Source organism: Hwanghaeella sp., from assembly GCF_965227365.1.
Classification (GTDB): domain Bacteria; phylum Pseudomonadota; class Alphaproteobacteria; order UBA8366; family Aestuariispiraceae; genus Hwanghaeella.
The window spans coordinates 5,026,222-5,042,107 of record NZ_OZ245754.1 but is presented as its reverse complement, the minus strand read 5'-3'; the positions used below and the strand labels follow the sequence as shown (position 1 = coordinate 5,042,107).

Sequence of the window (15,886 nt, the reverse complement as noted above, 5' to 3'; positions counted from 1 at the left end):
GAAACGCACCTTTGGACCCGTCGGATGTCATCACATGATTTCGAAGCCTGTCTAGCGGAAGTCCGCGCCTGTCGGACATGCGAGGCGCATCTGCCGCTCGGCCCCAGGCCCGTCGTCCGGATAGCGCCCCAGGCACGCTTGCTGATCATCGGACAGGCACCGGGGACCAAGGTGCACGAGAGCGGCATTCCGTGGAACGACGCATCAGGCGACCGTCTCCGGGACTGGCTGGCCATTGAACACGACATCTTCTACGACCCGTCGAAAATCGCCATCATGCCCATGGGGTTCTGCTATCCGGGTCGCGATCCGAAAGGCGGCGACCTTCCGCCCAGACCGGAATGCGCGCCGCAATGGCATGAAAGGCTGCTAAGGTTTCTGCCCGGTATAGAGTTGACACTGCTTGTCGGCAGTTACGCGCAAAAAAAATATCTTCCCGAGACCAGGGCGCGAACCATGACCGACACCGTTCGCGAGTTCCGAAGACACCTCGAGGCGGGATTTCTCCCGACGCCACATCCCAGTTGGCGCACGACCGCCTGGCAACGAAAAAACCCCTGGTTCGATGAGGAACTACTGCCGGTTCTTCGGGAACGGACGGCAGCCCTCGTTGCATGACGGCAACAACGGTGCAAGGGGACGACAAAACCCTACATTTTTTGGCAGAAAACTGATCTAGATCAATGAACCCTCTGTAACGGCGTGTGTTTTCTGAATGAGCGGGCCGGGCTGCGTCGTGAGATAGGCGTCGAACGACCTTCGGGAAATCGACCCGCAGTCAGGTCAAAAAACAGAGGGAGAGATCAGATGAATCTCTTGAAGACTGCCATCGGGTCGGCATTGGTCGCCACGACACTCGTGTCGAGCGCGGCACTGGCCGAAGGGTTTAAAACCAAGGAAGCCGGCGACTTTCTGCTCCGCGCCCGTGGAATCGGCCTTATTCCGGATGAAAGCAGTTCCATCAGTGTCATTGGCGGCGAGGCCGATGCCAGCAACGAATACGTTCCGGAAGTGGATATCAGCTATTTCATCACCGAGAATATCGCGCTGGAACTGATTGCCGCGACGACGAAGCACGACATCGACGTTGAAGGGTCGACCTTGGGCGCGGATGTTGATCTGGCCGATGTCGGCGTATTGCCCCCGACCCTGACGGTTCAATACCACTTTCTGCCGAAGAACCGTTTCAGCCCTTATCTGGGCGCCGGCCTGAACTATACCTTTTTCTATGATGAGGAAGCAGCTGGCGGCGCGGTTACGTCCGTCGATTTCGAAAACGGCATTGGCTACGCCTTGCAGGCCGGTGTCGATGTCGCCATCGGAGGCAACTGGTCCGCCAACCTCGATGTAAAGAAAATATTCCTGAATACCGATGTTAAAATCAATGGCGGCGCGATCAACGCCGACGTGGATCTGGACCCGTGGGTCATCGGTATCGGCGTCGGGTATCGTTTCTGAGGTCTGGGAGCATCGCTCGCCAGAGCGATTCTCCATAACCCGGTTACGCAAGGGGAAGAAGGGCAAGGTCGGAAGCGGCAATCCTCAGCGACACGCCGATTTCGGCATCTGCCGCAGTAGACCGGAAGGCTCGAGTTCACCCTTTCGTTTCCGGGTTATGGAGAATCGCTTTGGCGAGCATGCAGGAAGGCCTGCATATGAAATGATGCCTGTTTCGGGTCATAGATGAAGTCGCGCCCTACCGGACAGGCCCGCCGCGCCCGGCAACCGAGCGACATGCAATCCCTTCCCTCCAACGTTCCAAGATGCGCCGCACAGGCCGGGACGTCGTACCCCTTCTTTTCAGAGAAAGCCGACACCGGGCAGGTCGACAGACAGGGTTTGGCGCTGCAGGTTTCACAAGGGCTTGATGTCGACTCGCTTTCCGGCACGGGCAGAATATCGGGAAAACACAAGGCAGCGCGATAGGCGTGCCAAAGCCCGAACACGGGATGGATAAGCATACCCAGTGGCGAGGAATGAAGTCCCTCCGCACGCTTGGCCCATCGCTGAAACGGATGATATGGCGGCCCGCCGAACGGATACAGAACGGTCGCACCGATGTCTTTCCCGATCGGATCCATCACGCGGCGCGTCCAGGCATCCATCGCATCCGCCTCGTCGCGTAGAGCCTCACCGCTCCGTCGCCACAATTCCGGACCGGCATTCCCAACCAGCAGAACTGTTCCCGCGCCCGAGGGAGCAGCGTCATCCGGCCCAGCATGGAAACCGCCGCGCAGCATCAAACCCAGCGGCCTCAATCGGCCCGTGAGTTCATCCAGCAAGCGGCTATCATCACGGGCCGGCATTCGCGCGGCGCCCGCTCTATGCCGCACCCGGCGTCCAACCGGGCGGCGCCATTTCGAAACCGGCAAAGTCGAAAGCAGGTGCGACGGCGCAACCGACAAGGGTCCAGGCACCAGTCGTCTCCGCGGCTTGCCACCAACCGGTCGGCACGGTCGCCTGGGGTAGATCGCCCGAGGAAAGATCGACGCCCAGGCGATGCATCTCAACCTCCCCCTCCGGCGAGGCCATTCGGATCAATAGGGCCGCGCCGGCGTGGAAATTCCAGACTTCCTCCGCGTCCGTCACACGATGCCAGTGGGACCGCTCGCCCGCCTTCAACAGATAGTAGATCGACGTGATCGACCCGCGACCACCATCGGGTTGCGTATGACGGTGGACCTCCCGGAACCACCCCCCTTCCGGATGCGGGTGGAGATCAAGATGCCGGATCACCTCATCAGCGGTCATCGGTCTGATACCTTAAGCCGGCGGCGTGGCTTTCATGGACGGGCGGTCGGCGAAGGTCTCGAACCACTTGGCCAGCCCGGGATGGCCATCTCGCCAACCGAATGTCGGGAACCGGAAATCCACGTAAGCGAGGCCGACCGCCAGCGCGATCGTTCCAAGATTCACCTTCCCTTCGATTTCGGTAAGCCGTCGTTCTGCCTCATCGCAGGCGCTTGTGATCGTTGCGCGCATTCGGTCGGAATAGAAATCCGCCTCCTTGTCGCGGCCCCGCATCACATCCGCGCGTAATGACAGCGCGGCATCGGTCATTCCCTGGGCCAGGGCGTGAAGGTTTTCGACCGGCCAGCGAGCATCCCCCTGCGGGATCATCTTCGGACCGTCATGCAATGTATCCAGGAAAGCGCAAATCACCGTGGAATCGTATACCGCATCGCCCTTGTCGCTGATCAGGGTCGGGATCTTGCCCAGCGGGTTGTCCCGCCGTATGCGGTCGGTTTCCTCCCAGACCTTGATCGGCATCAGTTCGATTCGGTCCATTAGCCCGGTCTCGTGCGCCAGGACCGTCACCTTGCGCGTATAGGGCGATGCCGGATTGTGATAAAGCTTCATGGTCGTTCCCCCATTCTTTTCTTCCGGCCGGCAGCCAATACACGCGGCCTTGTCATCTTCTCTTAGCGCGCGCCGTATTTACCCGGAAACGAAAATTTCCGGCCCTCGCCCCTGCTTCTCAAGATCGTCTTCAGAAACTGTCTTTCCGGGCACGCACTTCGGCAAACACGGTGACGGGATCCCGCCCGGCCAAACCTAGATTGGCCGCCAAGACAGGATTGTCGGCACGTAGGAAGGGGTTGGTCGTTTTTTCCTCCCCCAACAGGGAAGGGACCGTCGGTTCGTTGCGCGCCCGCGCCGCATCGATCTGCTCCGCGCGCTCAACCAGTGCCTTGTTTGCACCATCGACCGACAAGGCAAACCGCGCGTTGGCCTGGGTATATTCATGGGCGCAGAAGATCCGTGTATCGTCCGGTAGGTCCCGCAGTTTTGAGAGTGAGGTCCAGAACTGCTCCGGATTGCCTTCGAACATGCGCCCGCAACCCAAGGCGAACAACGTATCGCCGCAGAACAGCGCGTTGGACTTGCCGAACCAGAACGCGATATGGCCGCGCGTATGGCCGGGCACGTCAAAGACGGTCGCGGGTTCCTCACCAAACTGATAGATGTCACCGTCACCCACTTGCACATCGATCCCGGGGATTCGCTCCGCATCTGCCTTCGGCCCGACAATGGTGCAGCCAGTCGCCTGTTTGATACGCCGATTTCCACCCACATGGTCGCCATGGTGATGCGTATTCAGGATATGGGTGATTTTCCAACCGAGGCGGTCGGCCTCCTCCATCACAGGTTCCGGAACGGCGGGATCAACCACCGCAACGGCGCCCGACGCCGGCTCCCTCAGCAAATAGACGTAATTGTCGTTCAGAACTGGTATTTGGCGGATATCCAACATCTTTGCTTCCCCGGCGCGTCCTATTGCCCGACAGCGGCCTTTACCGCTTCCTGCAATTGCGGATTGATGCTTTGCAGCCATTGCTGGGCCGCCCTGCCGGCCGCCTGACTGAACTGCGGCAGTTTCTGCGCGAAACCCTGCCCGGCGGGTGACGAGAAGAAGGCATTCGCGGCCCGCACCTCTTCCTCCGTCAACAGTTGCTGGTATTGCGCGATGACCGCGTTTTCATAGGACCCGATATTCTCCGTAACGACCTGATGGATAGAGGCCGCCACATTCTGCAGGACGCTGTCGGCGATGGCCGGGTTCTGGGTCCGCAATTGGCGGGCTGCCTGCGAGGTGATGTTCGCCGTAATCGGATCAATGGCACGGCGGAAATCAGTAAGGCGGAGATATTCGCGGATCGACGCTTCGCTCGCCGGCTCCGCCTGGGCGGCGGCGAAAGGCAGAGTGAGCAGCAAAAAAGTAAGGGCAATAACGCGTTTCATAATAGGTTTTCTCCAATTCATTCCGGCTGGATTTCCATGGCCCCATCGTTGCGCGCGCACGGTAGCACAAGCGAACCGGCGGGAACCATGGCCGAGTTCTATTAAATTCGACCCAGGATATGGTCCCACGAAAGCGTGGTATGAAGTGGTTGACGAATGCCGCCGCGGTCAACGGCGGGCCAGGACCTGCAAGCCACCGCCAAAGGCCAGTTTGTGGGATACCGACGAAAAGCCAATGCCACGCAGGAACAGTCCGATATTTCTTTTGTCGAAATAGAGCTTGTGATCCGGCGCCCCGAGATTCCGGTTCACCTTCCCGCCGCTCATATACTCCGTGATCGACGGCGTGGTCAGATACAGCACGCCGCCGGGACGCAGAAGATCGAACAATTGTCGGGCAAAATGGACGACATCCACCGTATGTTCGATGACTTCGCTGCAATAAACCCCGTCGAAGACGCCCTGCTGTTCGAATTCCTCGAGTGAGCAGGTATGGAAATTAAGATGCGGAAAGCGCCGTCTGGCACTTTCGGCCAGGACCGGATTGATCTCCAGCCCCTGGGCATCGAGCCCCATCGCAGCAGCCGCTTCAACGAAGAACCCGACATTGCTGCCGACATCCATCACCCGATTACCGGTTTTCATGTGTCGCCGAAGATAGGCGGCCCGGCGACGAGAACGGCGCCGCTTGCTGTCCTCCTTTTTGGTATATCCTTCGATATACCGCGTCCCGATTTCCGCGGACTGTATTTCCTTCGCTTCGTCGAGTTCGGGCATCACCCGGAGGCAGACGTAACCGCTGTCCTTGAACCGGACCCACTCATAGCCGTCCTGTTCGCATAGCGGTTCCCAATCGGACTTGCCGGTAATCGGACAGATCGGATCCGTCATGCGATGGCCTCAGGATAATATAAAGGAATAACAGACGCGGCCCGGTCGTGAACCGCAGGCGGTTCGATTAACGCCTTAGCAGGTCATCCGCAAGATAGACGAGGGCAATAACGAAAGCGCAGAGGTTTGCACCCACTAGAATGAGACCTGAAATTTCGCCATTCCTGACCAATCGCCAGGAGTAAAGGACGGTCAGGATCAGGCAGATACTCAGGATCAAAAGGATCAATACCGGTTTGCGGCGCATGACCATCCGCGCAAATCGCATCAGCGACCCGCTGTTTTCGGCCGTCGGTTCATGCCCGGCGTTCGAATTGGTTTCGAACCGGTCGGCCTCTCGACCCTGCTCGCCGTCGTCCCGATGTGCCGACCTTGCCGCCATTCGGATCAGTCCAGTCCCCGTTTTCGACGCCTGCCCGTCATACGCTTACCATCCGAATGCACCCATGGCACGATTGTCCCCATGGATTCCCGAACAGCATAGTCTACACAAGTAAACCTCAGGATTTCGGCAAACAATAACGCGGATCATTTTCCGAAAACAGCCGCCATTAGTTAGAATTTGCGCTAAGATCCCGCCGCACCTATTTGAGGAATCACCGGAGCACGCCCTTCACGGGCACCAAAAACGCCGCGAGAAAGCCGCCTGATGTGGACTGATGTCATTGATCTGAATGCCTTTTACAGGTCGCGCATGGGCGGCCGAGCAAGGCATCTAATTGACAGACAGCTCCGTATCCTGTGGCCAAGCGTGCAAGGTGATGTCGTGTTGGGTTTGGGGTATGCGACACCATTCCTGGAAGGTTTCCGCGGCGAGGCCGAACGGGTCCTGGCCGTTATGCCGGCCTATCAAGGCGTGACCCACTGGCCGCCGAGAGAGCCCGGCCTGGTCGCCTTGTCGGAAGAGACGCAGCTCCCTTTGCCGGATTTGTCGGTCGACCGGCTCTTGCTTGTTCACACTTTGGAAAATACCGAGAGAATGCGCGATACGCTTCGGGAATGCTGGCGCGTGCTAAACGGGATCGGTCGGATGATCATTATCGTCCCGTCTCGCCGCGGCTTGTGGTCGAGAAACGAGCGAACGCCCTTCGGTCACGGTAAACCGTTTTCCAGCGCGCAGTTACAGCGCTTGCTGCGGGACACGCAGTTCGAGCCGGGAGACATCCGTCGGGCCTTGTACATGCCGCCGATACGAAGCCGCGCCTGGATGCCGCTATCGCTACCGGTTGAGCGCGTCGGCGCGCGGATACTGCCGCGATTGGGCGGCGTCATTCTGATCGAGGCAACCAAGCAGGTATACGCCACGACAGCGGCGCGGCCGGTGGCGCGCCGGCGGTTGGTCGTCCTGCCGGGCGCCGTCGGCGCTGCAACGGCGAACCGCATGCGACGTCCGGAACACCAATCACGGCTAACTGAGTCGACATAGCCGGCGAACGGTTGAACTATCCGCCTGCCTTAGAGTCAGGCTCGCGCCATACGGGGCGGCACCCGTCACCTCTACGCCGGCAATTCAAGGAGAAATACAATGCTCACCGTCTGGGGACGCCCCAACTCCATCAATGTCCAAATCGTCATGTGGACCGCGGCGGAGTTGGAACTTGAGACCGACCGAAAGGATGTCGGCGGGGCGTTCGGCGGCCTAGATACGCCGGATTACCGGGCCATGAACCCCAATGGACGCATTCCGACCGTCCAGGACGGCGATTTGACGATTTGGGAATCCAACGCCTGCGCCCGATATCTCGCGGCGCGCTACGGCGCCGGCTCGCTCTGGCCGGAAGACCCCGCCGAACGCGCTACTGCGGACATGTGGATGGATTGGAAGAAGACCAGTTTGATGGGACCCATGACTACGGTTTTCTGGGGCCTCGTCCGGACACCGGAAGCCGACCGGGATGACGCGGCCATCACAGCCGCCGCCGACAGTGCCAGAACCCTCTACGCAATGCTGGACGAATGGCTGGCGGGAAAGGACTACCTTCTCGGCGATCGCCTAACGATCGGTGACATCCCCGCCGGCGCCATGTGCTACCGTTTCATGAACCTCGTGCAGGATCGGCCGAGCATGCCGAACCTGGAAGCCTGGTATGAACGGCTGTCCAGCCGACCGGCCTATCGCGATCATGTCATGCTGCCGATCACCTGAGTTTCTGCGGACTCGGACGATCTTCGATAAAAGAAACGGCGGGATGGTTTTCCCGCCGTTTCTGGTTCTTCGGTTTGTACGTTGAATGAAGGCCTCAGCACCCTGAAACGCAGGCACCGTCGCCATTGAACTCCATCGTTCTGCCGCTAAGCGGCAGATGCGCGGGGACGGAGACGGCCTTAACAAACTGATCCGTTCTCGTTCCGGCAAGGATAGCGCCGTTTTCGGTCGCCTGTTCGTTTGCATGGCTCGGAATGACCGAGGCCGGCTTAATCAATTCATTGATCACGAAGGCGGCTTCCTTCGGGCCCGTGGTGAAGGTGTCACCGATATTCATAACAACCAGTTCGGCGCCATACTGGTCCCCAACCACGGTCTTTTGTTCCGCGGTGACGCCCGTATCGCCGGACAAATAGGCGACAAGCCCGTTGCTGAAGGTCAGGACGTAGCCTGTCGGCGGCCCGGCATAGGCTGTCAGTCCGGCACCGCTCAACAAGTCGCCGAGGGCACCGCCGACCATGCCGCCGGCAATCCCGTTCGAGTGTACCGCCGGCACCGTCGTGACCGTTACGCCACCGACCTTGCGTGACGCGCCGAAACGGACGAGTTGCGATTTTTTCGGATCGCCGCCCAGTCCCTTCAGTTTGCCTGCGAAGAAACTCGGCATTTCACTGCCCGTCACGATCAGCGCATCTTTCGCCAAGGCAATGTTTACGGTGTTCGTATTGGGCAGAACGGCGGTCGACACATCCGGCTTGTTGCAAGCACCCGTATCCGCGCCGGGAATATGCCGGTCACCGACATGATCGCCGTGCATATGACTGACCAGCAGGGCATCGACCTGACCGAGCCGCGGGTCGTCCGCCCCGGCGACCGTCCGCCCGGCATCGTAAAGAATGCGGGTGCCGTCCGGGTCTTCCAACACCATTGCGCGGTCGAAAAGACAGAATTCGCCGTCATGGCTGCCAAGGGGCGTGATCTTTACAGTCTGCGCCTGCGCAGCTCCGGCCAAGAAAAAGCCAAGCGCAGCGGAAGCCGCTATGGCGAACAGGCCGGATGAACCGGCTTTCGGCAATGTGCCCTTTATCATGGTGTAGACCTCCCAGTCCGTTGAAACCCAAGGCCCTAAAAAACCGGCCAAACCACGAACCGAAATAGTTTGCGAGCTTGAACAGGCAAGCCTGGCGATGAGTCCGAAATCTCCACTTTTGTCGTTTTTCGCCTTTCACTAATCATTAACCAATCGATTCCTATGATCGGCACGTGCACAGCAGCGGCTTGCTGGCTGGGGCACACAAGCAATGGAGGTAATTGCATTTGCTGGGCTCTCGGGAGGCGGTAGCGTTGGCACTCGAACCGACTGGTGGAATGGACGTCCTGCATGACGACCGCCTTCTACTGGCAGCCACATACTGGAGTCTCATTCGCGGCGACCGCGCATTTCCGCTTCGCACCGACTTGGACCCGGGCGCCATGCCGCCGGGAATCCTTCCTTGGATCTTGCTGATCGAGGTATCGGGCGATCGATTTCGATATCGCCTCGTCGGAACCGGATTACGCGACTATGTCGGCCGTGACGTCACCGGCGATTTCGTCGAGAACCTGTCCAGCAGTCAGGAATACAACGACATGATCCGCGGGCTTCTCGTTGATGTCCGCGACAACGGGAAATGCGTCTATTCACAGGTCGCTACGCAAGTGGGAAATGAGTCGCGAACGACCAACCGGCTGGTTGCGCCAATGTCGAAGAACGGCGATACCATTGACATGTTCTTTTGCTGTCAGACCTTCGACAGCCAAGCGGACTTCACGTTGACGGCCGCGTTGACCGCTGTTTCCAACGATCAGCCCGTCATGCTCAGGAAATCACACCCGCGGAAAGTTCTGTTCAAGGAACTGCATCGCGTCCAGTTGGACATCTGACCGCTAATTTCCCTGTCACCCGGGCCCGTTAGGCCTGCACAGTTCCCGCAATCAGCCTCCGGTAACGGGGGCAGACCGCATGACCGGCCGCTCATCAATCGGCAAGTGAACGATGGCCGCCAACAAGCCCAAAGCGACACCGGCCCACCAGACAGCGTCGTACGACCCATACTTGTCGAAAAGATAACCGCCCAACCATATCCCCAGAAAACTGCCGAGCTGGTGACTCAGGAAGACGATCCCGAAAAGGCTGGCCATGTAACGCACACCGAACAATTGTGCGACGAGCCCCGAGGTGAGCGGTACCGTCGAGAGCCACAAAACGCCCATCGCCCCGGCAAACAGGAAAATCGTCAGTTCCGTCTTCGGCGCCATCAACAACAAAAAGATCGCGATGGCGCGCAGGAAGTAGATGCCGCTCAGACCGATCCGCTTGCTCCAGCGCTGCCCGAACATGCCGCTCAGGAATGATCCGGCGATATTGAACAGACCGACCAGTGACAACGCCAGTGCGCCGATACTCGGGTCGAGGCCCAGTTCCTTGACGTATTTGGGAAAGTGAACGGCAATGAAGGCGACGTGAAAACCGCAGACAAAAAAGCCTATCGTCAGCAATAGATAGCCGCGATGATTCAGCGCTTCCTGAAGCGCCTGACCCATGGTGAGATTGTTAGATGCATCCCCTTGGGCGCCAGGATTGTTCGGCAGAACGAAAGCGAGCGGCAGGACCACCAACGCGCACCCCGCCAGGAGCAGCAGTGCGTTCGACCAGCCGAAAATTTCGATGAAAGCCTGCCCCATGGGGGTAAAGATGACCTGGCCGAACGACCCCGCCGCCGTGCCAAGGCCCAGGATCAGCGATCGCTTCTCTGGTCCGACCACCTTCGCCATTGCGGCCATGACCAGCGCGAATCCGGTGAAAGCGACACCAATTCCGGTCAGGATGCCGCCGGTCATGTGCAGCATCAGACTGCTTTCCGCGACCGTCATGCCGTAGATCCCGGCCGCATAGGACAAAGCACCGAAAACGATGACCTTCACAGGGCCGAAACGATCCGCCAAAGTTCCCGCGACAAAAGCGCCCACGCCCCAGAGCAGGTTCTGGATCGCCATGGCAAGCGCGAAGGTTTCCGTATCCCATCCCCGCGCGCCGGTAATCGGATCCAGGAACAGGCCGAATGTAGACCGAACGCCGAAACCGAGGACGGCGATCGCGCACCCGGCAACGATCACCATCGCCGGCGTCCGCCATCCCATGCCGCCGATTGCGTTTGTTGCCGTCATCTACGCGCCCTCCAGACTTCCCGACCCGGAAATGGGTCGGCCCTTCTTGAATTTACGTGTATATACACGATAGTATGTGGCTAGCAAGGTGGATGAGAGATGCTTTTTGGAAAGGCATTCTTGTTCAACACAGCCACAATGAGACGAAACAGCCGGCAGGATCCGGCGAAAACCAGGTGCAATCCATGCAAAATCCCGCGACCAACGCCCTGCCCGGCCCCGATGCGCCTGCCTGCACCGGCGCCTTGCTGCGTCGGGCGATGCGAAGGATGACGCAGGTCTACGACGATGCGCTTCGGCCTTTCGATCTGAAGCTGACGCAATATTCGGTTCTGGCGAACCTGATAGGCCATCCCGGCAGCAGCATCACGGAACTCGCCGATCTGCTGGAAACCGACCGCACGACATTGAGCCGAAATCTGGGTCCGTTAGAAAAACGCGGCTTGATCGCGATTGAGCAGTCCGAAACCAGCCGCCGCCGCGAATTGTTCGTCACGGACAAGGGCAAAGATCTGGTCCGGCAAGTCTATCCGGCCTGGCACGCGTCCGAATTCAAGGTCCGGCAGATCATCGGCGCGGACAGTACATCCGTGCTGCACGCACTGTTGAGGGACTTCCTGGCCGAAACGAAGGCGCATGGTGACACCGCCAACGGCGAATAACGAGGATGAACCCCGTCTAGAGGTTTCGGCGCGCGGCTTCGGCCGGCGTCACGGCTGTCAGCGCAAGCGCATGGACAGGCCCGGCCAATTCTTCCGACAGAACGGCGTAGATCTTGCGCTGGCGCTCGACACGATTGATGCCTTCGAACGCCTCCGCAGCCAGCAGAACCCGATAATGGGACTCGCCGGTATGCGGGGATCCGTGATGCCCCTTGTGCAGGTGCGACTCGTTCTCGATTTCCAACTGTGCCGGATGGAATGCCTCCGTCAGCTTCCGGCGGATGATGTCCTCAACGCTCAAATTTTCCTCCTGATCCTGTATTGATGCTATGTGCGCGTCGCGTACCGATGCGTCAATGAACTCGTTCCGGAAATTCTCATTGGCCTGAAAAGTCATTCTTTCGGGCCGAACACGCTTGCCCCCATAGGGGCGCAAACCCATACTTACAGGATGAGGCAAACAGCGGACCAGATGCGGGCAGAAACGGCGGCTTCAAGCGCCGGTATACGCGTGTGCGATCACCCTGAATGCGCGCTCGGCGGTGAACATCGCGCCCCGAAATCGCCACATTCCCTGCGCGAGTACTTCTGGTTCTGCCTGGACCATGTCCGCGAATACAACGCCGCCTGGAACTTCTGCGCCGGGATGACTCAGGACGAGATGGACACCGCCATCCGCGACGACGTCGTCTGGGGCAGACCGACCTGGCCGCTCGGGATGATGGGCGCCCGCGGGTTGAACGCCACCCGCGGTTTCGACGACCCGTTGGGTGTTTTCGAAGCCGGCGAGGAAGCGGCCGAAAGGCACCGGCGCGAACAGGCCCAGAGACAGGCGATGCGCGGCCCGAACGGGCACCATTACCGTGCGCTGCAACTGAAACCGCCGGTATCCTTGACCGCCCTTAAGGCGCGCTATAAGGAATTGGCGAAGCGTCTGCACCCGGATCTGAACGGGGGCGACAAAGACGCGGAAGAACGGCTGAAGGAAATCAACGCGGCTTATGCGGCCCTCAAGAAGGTCGCGATCCAAAATTCCTGACCGGAACTTCCCTGAAATTTGAGACCGAATGGAGAGAACTGCTCGGCGTTCGACGCCGACAGGTAAAAACAGAGCCGGGACACCCCTGATGACCGCGAAGATGCTTGAAAGTGAACATGGCCACCCGTTGGACGCACCGGATATCGAGGTATCCGTCCGTGACGTATTCGGCCTCGATATCGATATGAAGGTTCCGGCCTTTTCCGAGGGCTCAGAGCATGTTCCCGACCTGGACCCGGATTATCTGTTCGACCACGATACGACGCTGGCGATCCTGGCCGGTTTCGCCTTCGACCGGCGCGTCATGGTCCAAGGCTATCACGGCACCGGCAAGTCGACCCATATAGAACAGGTGGCCGCCCGACTTAACTGGCCCTGCATTCGCGTCAACCTGGACAGTCACATCAGCCGTATCGACCTTGTCGGCAAGGACGCGATCGTCCTGCGCGACGGCGTGCAGGTGACCGAGTTCCGCGAAGGTATCATTCCCTGGGCATTGCAGAGCCCGGTGGCGCTTTGCTTCGATGAATACGACGCCGGCCGGCCGGACGTGATGTTCGTCATTCAGCGTATCCTCGAACGCGAGGGCAAGCTGACCCTGCTGGACCAGAGCAAGGTTATCCGCCCGCACAAGTTCTTCCGACTGTTCTCGACCGCCAACACGGTCGGCCTCGGCGACACCACGGGCCTGTATCACGGCACGCAGCAGATCAACCAGGGCCAGATGGACCGCTGGTCGCTGGTGACCACGCTGAACTACCTTCCGCACGACGAGGAAGTGGAAATCGTCCTCAGCAAGGTGAAAGCCTACAATACCAATGAAGGACGCGAGAAGATGAACGCCATGGTGCAGTTGGCGGACATGACGCGTACCGGCTTCATCAGCGGCGATATCTCGACCGTGATGAGCCCGCGGACGGTAATCACCTGGGCGGAGAACGCGGAAATCTTCGGCGAACTCGGCTTCGCGTTCAGACTGACCTTCCTGAACAAATGCGACGAGACGGAGCGACCGATCGTTGCTGAATATTATCAGCGCTGCTTCGGCGAAGACCTGCCGGATTCGGCACTGACAGCACGGGTTGCCTGAGGCGGTCGGCCTTCAATCGGCCGACCTCTCACGATAGGGCAAGACGCCGCAGCACAAACAGACGGACCCGATGGCGGACCAGAACGAAATCCTCGAAGAGTTCAAGCGCGCGAATGCGGCGGCCTTCCGGGCCATCGCGAATGAAGGCGAGCTTGAGGTCGTCTACGGCACGGACGCGGCCATGATGGCGGGCGACCGCGCCCGCCTGCCGGCGCCGTCCCGCGCGTTGAGTGACGAGGAAGTGGCCCGTTGCCGGGGCGAGGCGGACACGCTTGCTGTGCGCCGTCGTTATCACGACAACATGACGCATGCGCGCAACATGCCGGGCGGCGACGTTGCCCCGATGCTGTTCAACGCGCTGGAGGATGCGCGCGTCGAAGCGGTCGGCGGCCAGCACATGGCCGGCGTTCGGCAGAACATGGCCGCCGCGCTGGAAGAACACTATCACCGGCTCGGCTTCCACCGTGTCAACGACCGGACCGAAGCAGCGATGCCGGAAGTCGTGCGCTTGATGGCGCGCAAGCACCTGACGGGCGAGGAGCCGCCCCCGTCCGCCCAACGGGTATACGAACTTTGGGAACCGCATATAGAGCCGCAGATCGAGAGCATTCTTGACGAATTGAAGGACAAGGTCGGCGATCAGCAGGCCTATGCGGATATCGCCCGCCGCCTGATCCAGATGATGGATATCGACATCGACCTGGACGAACAGGCCGAAAGCGGCGAAGACACCGGCGAAGAATCCGAAAGCCAGGACGAAAGCCAGGTCCGTGGCGAGGAGGACGGCGAGGGCGACGGCGACCAGCAGAGTACGACACAGCAGAGTTCCGATGTCTCGGATATGGAGGGTGAAGGAGACGACACCACCGAGATGATGGACGAGGACATGGACGGCGAAATGATGCCGGCCAGCGGCAGCGAAGAACCTGGCGATATGGGCAAGCGCTGGCGGCCGGAACACGACCTGTCCAATGTCCCCAAAGAGGATTTCTACAGCGCCTTCACCTCCGGCTTCGACGAAATCGTATCGGCCGATGAGTTGTGCGATCCGGAGGAACTGACCCGGCTGCGCACCATGCTGGACCAACAGTTGACCCATCTGCAGGGGATCATCGGCAAGCTTGCCAACCGATTGCAGCGTCGCCTGATGGCGCGTCAGCAGCGGTCCTGGCATTTCGACCTGGAAGAAGGGCTGCTGGATACCGGGCGCCTTTCCCGCGTGGTTACCAATCCGACGCATCCATTGAGTTTCAAGCAGGAAAGCGAGACCGATTTCCGCGACACGGTCGTCACCCTGTTGATCGATAATTCCGGATCCATGCGGGGCCGGCCGATATCCATCGCCGCGATGAGCGCGGATATTCTTGCCCGAACGCTGGAAAGATGCGCGGTGAAGGTCGAAATCCTCGGCTTCACGACCCGCGCCTGGAAAGGTGGACAGGCCCGCGAAGCCTGGATCGCCGACGGCAAGCCCGCCAATCCGGGGCGCCTCAACGATCTGCGCCACATCATCTACAAGGGTGCGGACCTGCCTTACCGTCGCGGCCGCAAGAATCTCGGTCTGATGCTCCGTGAAGGCCTGCTGAAGGAAAATATCGACGGCGAGGCTCTCCTTTGGGCGCATAACCGCCTGCTCGGCAGAACCGAGGAACGCCGTATCCTGATGGTGATCTCGGATGGCGCGCCTGTCGACGACTCGACCCTGTCGGTTAATCCGGGCAATTACCTGGAACGTCACCTGCGGGACGTCATCGAGTATATCGAAACCCAATCCCCGGTCGAACTGGTTGCCATCGGCATCGGTCACGACGTTACCCGTTACTACCGCCGCGCCGTAACGATCGTGGACGTGGAACAGTTGGGCGGCACGATGATGGAACAGCTCGCGGACCTGTTCGACGACGAATCGCAAATGCCGGCTGGCCGCCGAAAGGCGAAGGCGCAACGGCGCGCCGGCTAGACAGACATACTCAATTTCCGACGGATCCCGCCAAAATCCTCAACATGTGCTCGTTTTGGGGTACACTCCCTTCTGCCCGCTTGGTCGGGGCATATGGGGATTGGGGGTTCAACGGTCTGCCGGCTGCGGAGGTCGACGCTGCGGCACG

General features: G+C 59.8%; 19 protein-coding genes. 9 read left to right on the top strand and 10 right to left on the bottom strand.

Annotated features, from left to right (window positions below; genetic code table 11):
- The first annotated feature begins 24 nt into the window (after positions 1 to 24).
- Together ACQK2G_RS23200 and ACQK2G_RS23195 are read left to right on the top strand one after the other, a co-directional pair.
- Positions 25 to 618 (top strand): uracil-DNA glycosylase family protein, encoded by a 594-nt coding sequence (locus ACQK2G_RS23200; protein WP_425407416.1) that lies wholly within the window; start codon positions 25 to 27, stop codon positions 616 to 618.
- A gap of 189 nt (positions 619 to 807) precedes the next feature.
- A complete protein-coding gene (locus ACQK2G_RS23195) occupies positions 808 to 1,458 on the top strand; it encodes an OmpW/AlkL family protein (RefSeq protein WP_425407415.1) in 651 nt (216 codons plus the stop codon).
- Positions 1,459 to 1,613: 155 nt separating this feature from the next.
- On the opposite strand, the gene ACQK2G_RS23190 is transcribed toward ACQK2G_RS23195, so the two are convergent.
- From ACQK2G_RS23190 to ACQK2G_RS23160, 7 genes are all read right to left on the bottom strand, one after another.
- On the bottom strand, positions 1,614 to 2,306 hold the full coding sequence (locus ACQK2G_RS23190) for a ferredoxin (protein ID WP_425407414.1): 693 nt from the start codon (positions 2,304 to 2,306) through the stop codon (positions 1,614 to 1,616).
- A gap of 16 nt (positions 2,307 to 2,322) precedes the next feature.
- Entirely contained in the window at positions 2,323 to 2,751 is a 429-nt protein-coding gene (locus ACQK2G_RS23185) for a cupin domain-containing protein (RefSeq protein WP_425407413.1), read from the bottom strand.
- A gap of 12 nt (positions 2,752 to 2,763) precedes the next feature.
- A complete protein-coding gene (locus ACQK2G_RS23180) occupies positions 2,764 to 3,360 on the bottom strand; it encodes a glutathione S-transferase N-terminal domain-containing protein (protein WP_425407412.1) in 597 nt (198 codons plus the stop codon).
- Between the two features lie 130 nt (positions 3,361 to 3,490).
- The gene (gene gloB, locus ACQK2G_RS23175) at positions 3,491 to 4,255 is read right to left on the bottom strand and encodes a hydroxyacylglutathione hydrolase (RefSeq protein ID WP_425407411.1); all 765 of its coding nucleotides are present in this window, start codon (positions 4,253 to 4,255) and stop codon (positions 3,491 to 3,493) included.
- A gap of 20 nt (positions 4,256 to 4,275) precedes the next feature.
- Positions 4,276 to 4,743, bottom strand: a complete 468-nt coding sequence (locus ACQK2G_RS23170) for a DUF2059 domain-containing protein (protein WP_425407410.1) — start codon at positions 4,741 to 4,743, stop codon at positions 4,276 to 4,278.
- A 168-nt stretch (positions 4,744 to 4,911) separates the two neighbouring features.
- Positions 4,912 to 5,634 carry a class I SAM-dependent methyltransferase gene (locus tag ACQK2G_RS23165; RefSeq protein ID WP_425407409.1) on the bottom strand — a complete coding sequence of 241 codons (723 nt, stop codon included), beginning with the start codon at positions 5,632 to 5,634 and terminating at the stop codon, positions 4,912 to 4,914.
- 67 nt (positions 5,635 to 5,701) lie between these two features.
- On the bottom strand, positions 5,702 to 6,016 hold the full coding sequence (locus tag ACQK2G_RS23160; protein WP_425407408.1) for a hypothetical protein: 315 nt from the start codon (positions 6,014 to 6,016) through the stop codon (positions 5,702 to 5,704).
- 384 nt (positions 6,017 to 6,400) lie between these two features.
- Between ACQK2G_RS23160 and ACQK2G_RS23155 the strand changes: the two genes are divergently transcribed.
- Together ACQK2G_RS23155 and ACQK2G_RS23150 are read left to right on the top strand one after the other, a co-directional pair.
- The gene (locus ACQK2G_RS23155; RefSeq protein ID WP_425407407.1) at positions 6,401 to 7,060 is read left to right on the top strand and encodes a methyltransferase domain-containing protein; all 660 of its coding nucleotides are present in this window, start codon (positions 6,401 to 6,403) and stop codon (positions 7,058 to 7,060) included.
- 99 nt (positions 7,061 to 7,159) lie between these two features.
- Positions 7,160 to 7,780 carry a glutathione S-transferase family protein gene (locus ACQK2G_RS23150; protein WP_425407406.1) on the top strand — a complete coding sequence of 207 codons (621 nt, stop codon included), beginning with the start codon at positions 7,160 to 7,162 and terminating at the stop codon, positions 7,778 to 7,780.
- A gap of 94 nt (positions 7,781 to 7,874) precedes the next feature.
- On the opposite strand, the gene ACQK2G_RS23145 is transcribed toward ACQK2G_RS23150, so the two are convergent.
- Complete coding sequence (locus tag ACQK2G_RS23145) at positions 7,875 to 8,870, bottom strand: MBL fold metallo-hydrolase (protein WP_425407405.1); 996 nt, start codon at positions 8,868 to 8,870, stop codon at positions 7,875 to 7,877.
- 254 nt (positions 8,871 to 9,124) lie between these two features.
- Here ACQK2G_RS23145 and ACQK2G_RS23140 point away from each other — a divergent pair, with 254 nt between their 5' ends.
- Positions 9,125 to 9,703 carry a PAS domain-containing protein gene (locus ACQK2G_RS23140; protein ID WP_425407404.1) on the top strand — a complete coding sequence of 193 codons (579 nt, stop codon included), beginning with the start codon at positions 9,125 to 9,127 and terminating at the stop codon, positions 9,701 to 9,703.
- 51 nt (positions 9,704 to 9,754) lie between these two features.
- On the opposite strand, the gene ACQK2G_RS23135 is transcribed toward ACQK2G_RS23140, so the two are convergent.
- Entirely contained in the window at positions 9,755 to 10,987 is a 1,233-nt protein-coding gene (locus tag ACQK2G_RS23135; RefSeq protein WP_425407403.1) for an MFS transporter, read from the bottom strand.
- A 185-nt stretch (positions 10,988 to 11,172) separates the two neighbouring features.
- On the opposite strand from ACQK2G_RS23135, the gene ACQK2G_RS23130 reads away from it, so the two are divergent.
- Positions 11,173 to 11,649: a MarR family winged helix-turn-helix transcriptional regulator gene (locus ACQK2G_RS23130; protein WP_425407402.1), complete on the top strand. Its 477-nt coding sequence runs from the start codon at positions 11,173 to 11,175 to the stop codon at positions 11,647 to 11,649.
- Between the two features lie 16 nt (positions 11,650 to 11,665).
- Here the strand turns inward: ACQK2G_RS23130 and ACQK2G_RS23125 are convergent, their stop codons facing one another.
- Positions 11,666 to 11,950: a BolA family protein gene (locus tag ACQK2G_RS23125; protein ID WP_425407401.1), complete on the bottom strand. Its 285-nt coding sequence runs from the start codon at positions 11,948 to 11,950 to the stop codon at positions 11,666 to 11,668.
- A gap of 171 nt (positions 11,951 to 12,121) precedes the next feature.
- Between ACQK2G_RS23125 and ACQK2G_RS23120 the strand changes: the two genes are divergently transcribed.
- From ACQK2G_RS23120 to cobT, 3 genes are all read left to right on the top strand, one after another.
- Positions 12,122 to 12,688, top strand: coding sequence for a J domain-containing protein (locus tag ACQK2G_RS23120; RefSeq protein ID WP_425407400.1), 567 nt, complete (start codon positions 12,122 to 12,124; stop codon positions 12,686 to 12,688).
- Positions 12,689 to 12,776: 88 nt separating this feature from the next.
- Positions 12,777 to 13,778, top strand: a complete 1,002-nt coding sequence (cobS, locus tag ACQK2G_RS23115) for a cobaltochelatase subunit CobS (protein ID WP_425407399.1) — start codon at positions 12,777 to 12,779, stop codon at positions 13,776 to 13,778.
- 70 nt (positions 13,779 to 13,848) lie between these two features.
- Positions 13,849 to 15,738: a cobaltochelatase subunit CobT gene (cobT, locus tag ACQK2G_RS23110; RefSeq protein ID WP_425407398.1), complete on the top strand. Its 1,890-nt coding sequence runs from the start codon at positions 13,849 to 13,851 to the stop codon at positions 15,736 to 15,738.
- The last annotated feature ends 148 nt before the right edge of the window (positions 15,739 to 15,886 follow it).